Raw genomic sequence first — 13,230 nt, 5'->3', positions numbered from 1 at the left:
GAGAAAAGAGCATACGCAATATATTACAAAAATACATGTGTTAGGCCGGGTAGAAGTTTATTTGGTAGTCACGGAAGTGAATATGCCATTAACAATACTGGACTATATGGCATTGGAAAATGCTGTTTTTACTTTACAGTATAGTTTTATGGGAACATATGCTCAAAATCAGATAGAAAAAAAATATCAACGAGATATTGGATATAGCTTGCTTAATGGTTTATTAACGGGCGATGAATTGAGTAAAGCTGCAAGAATGCTAAAGTTGAAAGATACAGCTCAATATTGTGTGGTAAGTTTTCATACGATTTCAAGCAATAGCGAAGATTATTATACAAAAGAAGAATTAGAAGAAATCGGAGTGATAGAAGGCGAGATTCAGAGATTACTTCCGGATGAACATATTTACCGGAATCTGAATCAGATTGTGTGTATTCATGAAATTAAGCCTGGGGAAACACAAGCAGGGTTCCGGGAAGAAATGGAAAAATTATATCAGACAGTACAGAAGCAGATTTTTCACAGAAATAAGACAACGGATTTTCAGATTGGCATTGGAAGTATTGTTAATGGATATGGAGATTTGAAAAAATCTTTTAAGGATTCAAAGAAAATCATAGACTATATGGATATGCTCAGATATCTCTATGGTGATAAGAATATATCGGTAGCCGATTTTTCTAAGCTCGGTTTTTTCCAGATTTTTGAAAAAATCAAAAATCGTGATGAACTGATGGAATATGTGCCAGAGTCACTTGTGAAATTATATTGGTATGATAAAGAACATGATGGAGAACTGATTGAAACGTTGCAGGCGTATCTGGACTGTGATAAGAGTGCGAATAAGGCGGCGGAAAAACTGTATGTGAATTATCGTACACTTTCTTCCAGGTTGAAAAAAATTAAAGATATTTCAGGAATTGATTTTAAAAACTCGGCAGAAATGCTAGCTGTCAGAAATGGAATTGTTCTTTTTAAAATGGCAGAAACACTGTAATTTCAGGAGAAACTATATCTTCACGGTATGGTTTCTTTTTTTGTGCAAAGAATCGATAACTACAAACTTTTTGTAGTAAAACGTGAAAATATCTTCCTATTTTCTGTATTATTTTTGCAAAAAACAAGTGCTATACTTTAACCAGTACATAAAAGAATACCTTGATTATCTAAGTTGATATGAAGCAGGAATGAATCATGAAAAAGAAACAGGTTGAGAAAGAACAGAATAATGAGAAACAGCTTCCCAGACAGGAAACGACACTGGGAGAAGATATCTTTCAGCTGTTATTGAAAAAGGAAATGGAACAGCAGAAAAACTGACTTTCACAAATAATCAGGCAGCCTTTACATTGAAAAAAGATGAATCTGTAGATATCAGTTGCTTACCGACAGGATGGACATATACCGTTACGGAGACAGCACCGGGAACAAACTTCGAGGTGTCATACTCGATAAATGGTGGATCGAAAACCGTTGGAGAAGCAGCATCATTTACAATGGCAGCAACAGGAACGGAAGATATCCAATTTACAAATACATCAACCGTGGCACCGCCCGTAACCGGAAGAAATATTCAGAATAATAGCTGGATTATGATGCTGATTGTGGTTTTACTGATTGGCATTGGAAGCATGGTATTTTTCAGAAAAGTAAAAAGAAAATATCATTAAGGCAAAAAGGAAGAATTGTGCTTGTGAAGTGAAGAACCTGAAAGTATGATTCTTCCTTTTTACAATGAAAGAAACAAGAAAAATGTTCAGGATAAAAATCATTATTGGGGACGGATAGAGAGGGTGACATTATGCAGCTTACAAATACAACGGATTATGCCATTAGAATCGTATGTTATCTAGCATCAGAAAATAAGGTAATAACTACAGCAGAACTATCTCGTGAATTAAATATTCCGGCAAGTTACATTCCTAAAATAACAAAGCAATTAAAAGAAAAAGAAATTGTTAAAGCGGCAGAGGGATCGAATGGAGGCTATATGCTGGAAAAACGACCGGAAGAAATTTCTCTTATGGACGTTATTAACTGTACAGAGTCAACAATGGCAATTAGCAGATGTCTGGAGAAGGACGGATACTGTTCCAGAAATTATTCAGATTGCTGCAAGGTACATAAGGTGTTACTGGATCTGCAGAACACTTATAATAACAGGCTGGAAAATGTGAAAATATCAGATATTATTCAACCGGGCAAAGATGAATATTTTGGACGTTTTTATGTAGTTATAAAATTGAATTTAAAGGATCAAACATATGAATGTATTTATTCCCACGTACATGAAGTCTATGATAAAGTAAGTGATTCAGCTACCTATGATGAGTTTATAAGGAAGTACACAGAACAATATGTATATGAACAGGATCGCCAGAAGTTAAGACGATTTTTGACAAGCGAAAAGCTTACGGAACACTTAGTAGACGGCTGTATGGAAGATGATATGTCCTACCGCAGAATATGTGATAATGAAGCAGATTCTTATATTTGGATGGAAGCAAAAAGATATGTAGATGAGACGGAGAATATTGCCATTCTCACATTACATAATGCGAAGGTCATTCCAGATACGATTGTTAATATGGAACAGGAATTGCGGAAGAAAGAAAAGAATATCACGAAACAGTATTGGGATATGGTTTCTTTGCTTGTTGCGGTATTGAATCACAATAATCTGGTGGAAAAGGAACATCAGGATGATATTAGTTTTTATACGGAGCAGGTTTATCGCCAACTGCAGAAAAATTATCCGGAATATGGAATTACCGAAGAAGAGATTGAAAATGTATCACACCTGGCACCAATCCATGATATTGGTAAAATCCGGGTACCGATAGAAATATTGAATAAAAATGGGAAATTAACGATAGACGAGATGGAAGTCGTGAAGCAGCATCCAATTACCGGTGCAGAGATGACATTGAGATTTCCGAATGGTATGACAACAGAGAAATTGAATAAGTACAGCTATGAAATCTGCCGACATCACCATGAGAGATTTGATGGCTCTGGATATCCGGACGGTTTAAAGGGAGATCAGATTCCGCTTTGTGCTCAGGTGGTCGGTTTGGTGGATGCCTATGATGCTTTGGTCAGTGAGCGACCATATAAACGAAAACTGAAACATGCCGAGGCGGTAAGGATGATTGTAAATGCTGAATGTGGAGCGTTTTCCATGAAATTGCTTCAATGTTTTTTTACTGCGGCTATGCAAAAAGAGTGGGTGCAGAAAGTAGAATCAAACAGAGAAGAGTAAGGAAAAAGTCCAGTAGGTATTTGATGAAAATGAAAGAAATTTTAACGGATATTATAATAAAATTAGTTATTTTATGCTAAAAAATCATTCTAGATATTAGAATGCAATATTGAGTAAATGGTAGGAATTTTTATTCCGATTAGAGGTCCAGATATGAAGAAAAAAGGAAGAATAGAGAACAGAATTATCGCAGTAATACTATGTATGGCTATCTTATTTTCTCAAGTGAATATTGCGGATGCAGCAGATGTAAATCCATCGGGTACCAACACGAGTCAAGTGGTCCTTTCTGATGAAACCAATATGAGCAATGATGAAGCATCAACCGAATCCACAGTTTCAGATGAAATAAATGGCTCCACGGAATCCGAATCTAAGATATCGGGGGAAACAAGTGAAAACTCGAAAAATGACGAATCGGAATCGTCCGGTGGAAATGTTAAAGCGGAATCAACAGATAATATAGATGCTTATTATAAGGATAGTAAAATATGCATTTATAATTATGAACAATTAAAACAGATTGGTTCAGATGCTTATATTTACACAGGTGATAAGGATGGACAGATTGGTTCTGGAGAAGTAGTAAAGAGTGAAGGCACAGAGCTGAAATACGGTGCAGATGCCCAGTACATTTTGATGAATGACATCCAGATGAACTCGGAACAGATGTGGTTAGTACCGGATTCATTTACCGGAACTATCACAGGTACGAAACTAGAAGAAAACGAAACACCAACGCTGTATGATAAGGAAACGGATACAATCTATATATACAATCCATATCAGTTAATGGTACTTGCACAGGAAGAATCTGAAACGGAACCAGTTATGTCGATGGATTATGATGCACCACAGTTTGGTATGGGGCAGATGATTTATCCGGATGGAGAAGATCAGGAGTATCTGACTTATAGTAAGTCTCATAATTACGTGTTATCGCAGAAGTTTAATTCGGATAAGCCGGAATTGGTTGCGGATCAATTGACAGAAAAAGCGGCGAATGGAGTTCAGTGGCTAGATGGTGAGCATGCAGATGGAAGAACAAAACCGGGACAGCTATATGTAGAAGTTTCCGGGAAGAAATATATTCTGATCGGAAATGAGTCACAGTTGCGGGCGATTGGAAGCAATAAGAGCGTAACTCCTAGACTGTATGTTTATTACAAACCGGGTTTGGTAACTGGTCTGTTTGGTGGCAATCCTTTTTACAGTCCTTATTATCCGGGAGATGCGGACCTTGGCCTGGATGCTGTAGCAAAAGAAGGTGCAACTACGCACGGTCTTATAAACCCAAAGCCGGACAATGTCAAAGGAGAAAACTCATATCTATATTATAAAGATAAAACAAACGGTGTAGAGAACGGTAAATACAAGCTGGCGAATGTAAACCTTTCCGACGATAACATTCTTGCAGGTTTGCTTAAAGGCGTAGGTGGTCTTTTAGGGACGTTACTGGGCGGACTTACTGTTGGAACCGGTGAATTTTGTGGAGTCAATGAAAATGGTCTTCCTGATAAAAATATAGATAAATATAAATTAAGGAGTGAATACGGCAATCTTAAATATTCATCCAATGCAAATTACATCATTTTCAGAGATATTGACTTATCAAAGGATGGTGTGAACTCAAATCAAGAAGATGATCTTTGGACACCACTTATGGTATCGGGGGATATCAAAGGTGCAAAGTTAGCAGATGGACAAACAATGATTACGGATGGAAACACTATTCTGGCAACTGGAAAACCTGTAATTTCTAATGTGAATGTGAACCAGGCAGATGCAATGGATGGATCTAAGTACATAGGAATTGGTTTTTTTGGAACAGTTACGAATGAGGTTAATGTAAACAACATTGGTGTCAGTGCCGGAACGGTCTCTGTATCAAACCTAGAATTACAAAATGTAAATGTACAAAATAACACGAATGAACATAAAAACACTCAGACCATAATAAGTGGACTCACATCAGGACTTGGATGGCTTGTAGGTGGTGTAGTTGATTTATTAGTAGGAGTTTTAACATTTGGAAACGTAAACCTGAATTTGAAAGATACATTATCAGCACTTTTAAATGCAAGAGCAAAGGATCCGACGATTTATGCAACAGGTGCATTTGCCGGAAGGCTAGTGGGAGATGTTTCCATTGAAAACTGTGATGTGACAGGAAAAGTCAGTGTTTCGAATATTAATGACCGTACTGGTGGGTTTGTCGGTTATACAGAAGGTGTAACAGAGTATGACGGGTTGTCGAAAGCTCTTGGAGTAACGGTGAATGCATTATCATCATTGTTAAATGCAATTCCGGGACTTGGACTTGGAGATTTGATCACAATTCTTCTGGACAAGGCATTGCCGGTTGGTAGTTTAATTCCTACTGGATACAAAAATGTAAATATTAAAAACTGTCATGTAGAGAATCTGGCAGGAACTATCGGAGCTGCCGGTAAAGATTATGCTGGTGGTTTTGTAGGACAGCAGGTAGGAACAAGAATCTTTGACTGCTCTGTGAAAAACAGTAGTTATTCTGTAACCGCAAAAGAATACGGCGGAGGTTTTGCAGGAATCAGCAGAGATGCGGAAATCCGTGGATTGTTAAGTGATGTGGGTGTTGAACTTATTCGAGTAATGCAACCGCAGAGTATCTTGTTAAATTGCAATCTGACAGGATGTAATGTCACTGTATCCGGTGAAAATTATCAAGGCGGTATCGTAGGAGCACAGACCAACAGCTATGCAGTCAACTGTGGAGCGAGCGGAAGCATTGCAGTTAAAGCAAGCGGAAGTTATGCCGGTGGTGTGAGTGGTATTTCAACAGTTGGATGGATTACAAACCTTGGAAATAAAGAAGTCAAGGATGCAAGCCTTTTAACAACAGTGAAAGACTTGTTGACAGGTCTTTTGTCGAGTGATCCGGAAAAAGCAGGTATGCTCTTGTCACTTGTAGGAATTGCACCATCAGCAATCTTGGGATGTAACATGGATTGTTCATCAGTTTCAGTTGAGGCTGGTAAGAGCTATTCCGGTGGTATTCTTGGTGGCGGTGATGGCGTCTATATTGCGGAATCCAGTACAGAGTATCTAAATAAACTTCCTTATTGGAAACATGGTGGAGCAGATGCAAGTAGCGTAGCACAAAGAGATAATGTGCTTACAGGATTAAAAACAGTTACGGCAGGTGAAAATCGTGTCGGAGGTATTGCCGGAAGTGTAACAACAGCAAATGTCACAGGACTTTTAAATAATACGCTTGGAATCGGAAACTTTCTTGGATTTACTGTGCATCATGTAACGGTGACGGGAGTAAATGATGGATATACAGTAGAAGCAAAAGGAAATTATGCCGGCGGAGCGCTTGGCGAGGCTGTTGGCGGAGATGTGGATACTGTAACATTAAATCAGGTAAAATCTGTTATAGCAAAAAACAGAGTCGGTGGTTTTGCTGGTTGTGCAGGTCCGGGAGATCTGGCAGGCGGAAACGGACTGACTTTGAATCTGTTAGGACTGAACAACTTGCTGAAAGTAGAAAATCTGCTTTCTGTGGCAGAAGGTGTCAGAGTCAAAATCAACGAAGCTCATGTAAATGGCATCGCAGGAGGCATGACTGTACAAGCAACAGGTACAAATTCCAACGGCGAAGTAATGGATTACACAGCCGGTGGTTTCATCGGAAAGAGTAGCAGCTGTGAGATCATTAAGTCCGATGTGAAAAATTTAAGAGAAGTAACAGCAAATGATACAGATGGTTTTGCAGGAGGATTTGTAGGTTCTTCACAGACCGGAGGTCTTGCAGATGTAGCTGGTGAAGCGGATGTCAAGGCTTTGCTAAATGCAAATAAGTTGTTAGGTGCTGTCAAGTACTTGCTTCCTTCTTATACAGAGTGCACGGTTACTTATGTTGATAAAGGCGGAGTTGTTGCAGATACAGCTGGCGGTTTTGTCGGAAACTTCCAGAGTGGAACGGTTAACAACCAAGGCGCAGGAGAAGGTAGCTATTATTCTGTCTATAATCTGGATCATGTAAACGGGCAGTCTTATGCCGGAGGCTTTGGCGGAAATGTTTACTCCGGAGCATTGGCAGATGCTGGAGGTGGAATCAGCATTCTTGGAGGAATCACAGGTCTGAATATTAATGTCGGAGATTTACTGAACCTGATTAATGCTTACATTCCATATGTACAGTATGCAGGAGTTAAATCCGATAATGGATTTACGGTTACGGCTAATAAAATCAAATCGGATGATACGAATTCTGGTAGTGCTGGTGGCTTTATTGGTTATGGCAGTGGAGTTCAAGTTAGTCATTGTGATGTAACAAATTTAAAACATACAAAGGTAACACCTCCTAAAGATTTAGAGGGTGAAGATAGTTCAAATTATTTTGGACAGGATAGTACATATGCAGTAACGGGTGCAAGATATGCCGGTGGATATATTGGTTATATGAATATTGGTTCCGCAGCTTCTGTTGGAAAAGGATTGAGCGTACTTGGTCACTCAATAGGAATCAATCATGTGCTGGATGCATTGAATGTCGTTGTTTCTACAATAGAACATTCGAATGTTACAGGAGATGTTGGAGGTTTTGCAGTAAAAGCAACTTGGAAAAATACAGCATCCGATGCATCAGCAAATGACGTTCTTGGAGATGCAGGAGGTTTTGCCGGAAAGATATCTGGCGGACATATTCAGGACTCTAATGCAAATAACTTTTCTTATATCATTGGCCAGATTACAGCCGGTGGTTATGTGGGAGACTTGCAGCCAGGAAATGTGGCAAATGTCCTTGGCGATACTGGTATCTTAGATGGTCTTGTTAATGTGTCAGATACATTGGCATCATTAGCGGAGGACTTTGTACCGACGATCAGAAACAGCTCTACGACTTGTATTCCTTGTGGTGGTGCAGTTCGTGCAGATGCGGCTTCCACAACACAGGTACAACGAGGTATGGCCGGAGGTTATGCAGGGCATAATGAAGGCGGTCATATCTGGGGAAACAATACAAAGAATTGGAAAGGTAAAGCTTATACCGGACCAACAAGTGTCTGCAAAGCAGTCCGGATCCGGTCAGTATACGGAAAAGAAATTGCTGGTGGCTTCACAGGACTTATGGAGTCAGCAGATACGGCAAGTACCGGAAACCTGTCCTTGTTGTGGGGACTGGTAAAAGTAGATAACATCCTGGGAGCTCTTAGTGTTGTCTATCCGACGGAAGAAAATACGGCAGTTTACGGACCACTTGCCTTGATGGATTATGAAACCTGGAATAAATGGGTGGAGTTTGTCGGAAAAAAGGGGGGTTACGGAAGTGATCTTGCGGAGCATGGAACAGTAAGTAATCAGGCTGAACTGGATGCAATCATAGGAAAGTATGCTTACGGATACAATGTTGTAGCAGGAAGAGTCAATTACCGAGATGAGACAAAACTGGCAAATGGCGGAGCAGCCGGTGGCTATGTCGGATCAATGCAGACCGGAACTATTACAAATGGACAGGCTTATCAGGCGAAGACAATTAAAGGGCTTCGATGTGCCGGCGGTTTTGCAGGGGAAATGATAAACGGCGGAGCAGCAAAGCTTGGAGGAGTTGATATCCTCGGTCTTAATCTGCAATTAGGACAAATGCTGCAGGTACTTAATGTATTTGTGCCGGTGATTAAGAAATCTTCGGTAGAGGGTTATCAGAGTGGACTGATTGTCCAGTCAGAAGGTGTAGATGACAAGGATACCTGCGGTTATGCCGGAGGTTATGTAGGAAAACTGATCGGTGGACAGATCTGGGGCGAAAATGATGCACGCTGCAAGGTCACAAAGCTGAGACGAGTTGACGGAAGAAGCTATGTCGGAGGATTTGTCGGAAGCTCCAGACCAGGAAGTGTAGCAACACTGAATCCAACTGCAGGAGAAGGATTGCTCAGCCAGCTTCTGAATAAACTGTTAAGTACACCAGCAGATTTGATAAAAGTATTAAATGCCACAGTCGCAACAATCTGTTATGCGGATGTGGAAGCCTGGGATGACTGGGGAATCATCGTAAATGGTGCTTATACAAGTGAAAGTAATAACACTTCTTATGCAAAAGCAGCCGGAGGATTTGCCGGAAATCTGGAAGGAACTGTACTCGGTAAGAAGGATACGGAAGAGGCAGGAGTTTCTGTACAGAATATCCGTTCCGTAGTCGCAGGCGAATATGCCGGAGGATGCTTTGGTGTTGCTGACGTGGCCGGAGTTGCCAATATCAGTGCAGGAAATGAGACCTCGCTTCTTGATAAATTATTAAAGCTTGGAAGAACTGATGTGCTGGATGCATTTAGAAGTTATGTATATTACGGAACTGTAAGCGGAAGTAAGGATGCTGGCTTAAGTGTCAGCGCAAACACAGCGATAAGATCCGGACAGAACAACCAGGTTACATATAGCGGAACAGCCGGAGGTTTTGGCGGCTCATTGCTAAATGGTTCTGTGAAAAACAGTAAAGTAACAGAATTAAGCAATGTAAGAGGTTTGAATAGTGTCGGAGGATTTGTCGGCTATTCTGGAAAGAGCGGAGTAGTTAAGGCAGACAAGATAGACGTTATTGGAGACAATACAGGACAGTTGCTTGGTGGTGCTCTTGGAGTTATGGACATTTTTGGTTCTCACATTGATGACTGTGCAGTTACAGGAACTGATGAGGGTTACACTGTGCAGAGTACAAATGGAGATGAGCAGATTGCCGGAGGATTTATCGGATATGCCAATCTTGCAAGAATGTCGAATTGTACAGCAGGTGACAAGACGAACCAGAAAATTGGACTGAAACAGGTAGCGTCAGGTGGAACAGCCGGCGGATTTGCAGGACGAACAAGTTTCGCTTATCTTGCAGATTTGAAGTTGGATTCTGGAGCAGTGAATGTAATATTCTCGCTTGTTAATGAACTTATAAAAGCATTATATCTGGATAAAATCCAGGATTCCAATCTTCTGAAGATCAATCTTGGAATTATCAAAGTGGATGCACTGTATGATGGCAAACTGCTTCATGTAAATCTGCTCGGACTGGATATATCTGTAGGACTTTCAAAGAAGTCAACGGATAACGACCAACGGACAGACCTTGCAATTATTACGATTGGAGATTCATCCATCAAACTTCCATGCGACGAAAATGGATTGCTGAATGATAATGATGCCAAATCCAATATCAGTGTGAGTCTGATCAAGGCGAATCGAACAAGAATTACTGATAGTAATGTCTACGGTGTCAGTCATGGGTATGATGTCTATGCCGGTGGAGCCGGAAATAACAATGATGGTGATGCTAAAGACGGACGAAGTGGTGGCTTTGTTGGATTCAACGATGAAGGACTTTTGAAGAACAACAACATGTATTACTGTGATGTGGTTCGTGGAACAAAAGATCTTGTTGGACCATTTAGCGGAAAAAGTGAACTGGATTCGCAATATCAATTCAATACATTAGATAAGGTGGAAGGCGAGAACAATAATTACCGTATTTACAGAAAATTAGATCAATCTTTAGATGAAATTAAAAAGAATAACAGTATCTTGAACAGCAGTCATGAAAAGGATGATGCAAGTGGATGGGATATTTATACAATAGGACATATGAATCCGGTAAAGACCTTTGAGACTTTAAAGAATGCTGTTCTGGCAAGCAAGAGTGATTCAGTGAAAGCAGATCTTAATGCCTATGAATCGCCAGCAAAAGCAGTATTGATGTCAGATACTAAAACAACATTGAACACAGGAGAAAGTGGTACTCCGGAGCCATCCGAGTCACAGGATCCATGTGATGAACATATCAAGCTGACAATCAATAAAGTTTGGAAGGATCTAAACAATCTGGATAAAAAACGTCCGGATAACATTACGGTAACGATATCTCGTACCTGGACAGATGCAGCAGGAAAAGAACAGACAGAAACTGTTCCAGGATATGGGGACTATATTATAAGTGGTTCTAGTGATAAATCTACCTGGCAGGAAGTAATCAAAGGGCTTCCAGCATATACGACGGATGAAAATAAAACCATTCACTATTACACATATTCCGTTACAGAAACAAAAATAGATGGTTATACGACAACGATAAAAAAATCAGATGATGGATTTACGTTTACGATAACCAACAAACATTTCCCAGGTCTTCCGGATACCGGAGGATACGGAAGCTATTTGATTTACCTGATAGCTGTTCTGCTTTTCCTGGTATATTTCATAATGAGATATAAAAAATGCAAGGAAAATAAAAAAGCAGAAAAACTATAAAAAAAATTCTCAAGAAAAGGAGATAAAGGACATGAAGAGAATGAAAAAAATCATGGCATTAATGCTGGCAGCGATTATGATGATGGCTATGTCTGTCACTGCATTTGCCGCAGGAGGAACACCAGCAGCTGCTGGAGGAAACTCACTTACAGTTACTGTGAAATCAGGAGCGGGCGTTCCGACACAGACACTCAAAGATCAGACCATTTATCTGTACAAATTATTTGATGTGACAGAGTCTGGTACAACAGGAGCAAAGAACTATGCATATACAGTGAATACTGCAGCTGGTTATAAAGATGTATTGGTAGCTGCATTAAATACTGCAACAATTACAACATCTTCTACAGATGAGGACATTGCAAAAGCTGTAAAAAATCTTGGTGAAAATAATTCTACAGAGGTACAGAATTTTGCGAATGCTTTTACAACACAGGCATTAACTAAGAACCCTAAATTAGATGCTACAGCAAACTCTGGAAAACTTGAAGATGTAACATCTTATAAATTTACAGGCTTAGATGCAGGTTACTACTTAGTATATGTAACTGGTGGAAAAGAGATTCAGTCTTCCTTAGTTACAGTAGACGCTGATACAACTCAAGTAAACTTAAAATCAGAAACACCAAGCATTGAGAAAAAAGCTGACAAAGAGACTGTAAGTATCGGACAGGTAGTGAAATATACCGTAACAGCTTCTATTCCGGATACAACAGGATATGCAGAATATGTATACAAAATCCACGATACATTGTCAACAGGTCTTGATTTTGTAAAGAATGCCGACGGAGATGCTCTTGATAATGCAACTGAAGCAAATGTTACAATTGCATTTAAAGATACAGGCGTTACAGCGGTAGGAACAACACCTACAACAGCAGCACTTTCCGGTGAAGGCAACAGAACAATGGCTCTTGACCTGTCTGCATGGGTAAGAGATAACCAGGCAAACAAAGGAAAAGCATTCACCGTTACATATTATGCAAAAGTAAATAAAGCCGCAGTTGTAACAGAACAGAACAAGGCTCATTTAGAGTATGGTAATGATTCAGGTAATACAACAACTACAACGCCAAGTGAAGCAAAGACACCGACCTATTCGTTAGATATCTTAAAGAAAAAAGCAGGTACTGATGGAGCTTCATTAGAAAAGTTAGCAGGTGCAAAATTTAGATTATATTCAAGCGAAGCTGATGCTAAAGCAAATGATGAATCAAAAGCGATTAAAGTATCTCCTGTAGTTGCAGGCGTTGCAGGTAACTATGTGGTAGATCCAGCATCTACTACTACAGAATTTGAGTCAGTTGAAAATATTGAGGAAAAAGGTTACAACCTCCATGTCAATGGTCTTGCAGAAGGAACATACTATTTAGTAGAGACAAAGGCACCAGACGGATTCAATAAGTTGACAGCACCAGTCGTAATTAAAATCACAAAGAGTGCAGATACAGATGTAAATAAGTGGACGATTTCCAAAGATGGAACAGTTGAAAATGACAAAATCATCGACATCGAAAACAGCACAGGTTCCCTCCTTCCATCCACTGGTGGACGTGGAGCAATCGCATTTGCTGTAATCGCAGCTCTTCTTGTATTCGGTGTAGCAGTAAGCTTCATCCGTGATAAAAGAAAAGAAGCATAATAGTTTTACCAGAGATATAAGATAAGATTTAAAGAATGGGCGGTTATCT

At 39.8% G+C, this 13,230-nt stretch carries 6 protein-coding genes; all 6 read left to right on the top strand.

Going from position 1 to position 13,230, the window contains the following annotated elements; all coding sequences use genetic code 11:
- Positions 1-82 precede the first annotated feature (82 nt).
- The 6 genes from FXV78_RS03895 to FXV78_RS03875 all read left to right on the top strand — a co-directional run bounded on the left by FXV78_RS03895 (position 83) and on the right by FXV78_RS03875 (position 13,181).
- Positions 83-997: a PucR family transcriptional regulator gene (locus tag FXV78_RS03895; protein WP_233447347.1), complete on the top strand. Its 915-nt coding sequence runs from the start codon at positions 83-85 to the stop codon at positions 995-997.
- A 197-nt stretch (positions 998-1,194) separates the two neighbouring features.
- Entirely contained in the window at positions 1,195-1,320 is a 126-nt protein-coding gene (locus FXV78_RS18425; RefSeq protein WP_004842243.1) for a hypothetical protein, read from the top strand.
- 29 nt (positions 1,321-1,349) lie between these two features.
- Positions 1,350-1,670: an LPXTG cell wall anchor domain-containing protein gene (locus tag FXV78_RS03890; RefSeq protein ID WP_004842245.1), complete on the top strand. Its 321-nt coding sequence runs from the start codon at positions 1,350-1,352 to the stop codon at positions 1,668-1,670.
- A 131-nt stretch (positions 1,671-1,801) separates the two neighbouring features.
- Positions 1,802-3,262: an Rrf2 family transcriptional regulator gene (locus tag FXV78_RS03885; protein WP_004842246.1), complete on the top strand. Its 1,461-nt coding sequence runs from the start codon at positions 1,802-1,804 to the stop codon at positions 3,260-3,262.
- Positions 3,263-3,415: 153 nt separating this feature from the next.
- On the top strand, positions 3,416-11,539 hold the full coding sequence (locus FXV78_RS03880) for a Cna B-type domain-containing protein (protein ID WP_039959587.1): 8,124 nt from the start codon (positions 3,416-3,418) through the stop codon (positions 11,537-11,539).
- A gap of 31 nt (positions 11,540-11,570) precedes the next feature.
- On the top strand, positions 11,571-13,181 hold the full coding sequence (locus FXV78_RS03875) for a SpaH/EbpB family LPXTG-anchored major pilin (protein WP_004842250.1): 1,611 nt from the start codon (positions 11,571-11,573) through the stop codon (positions 13,179-13,181).
- Positions 13,182-13,230: the final 49 nt, after the last annotated feature.

The organism is Mediterraneibacter gnavus ATCC 29149 (assembly GCF_008121495.1).
GTDB lineage: Bacteria > Bacillota > Clostridia > Lachnospirales > Lachnospiraceae > Mediterraneibacter > Mediterraneibacter gnavus.
Note: the sequence above shows the minus strand (reverse complement) of the source record. Positions and strands in the feature narration are given on the sequence as shown.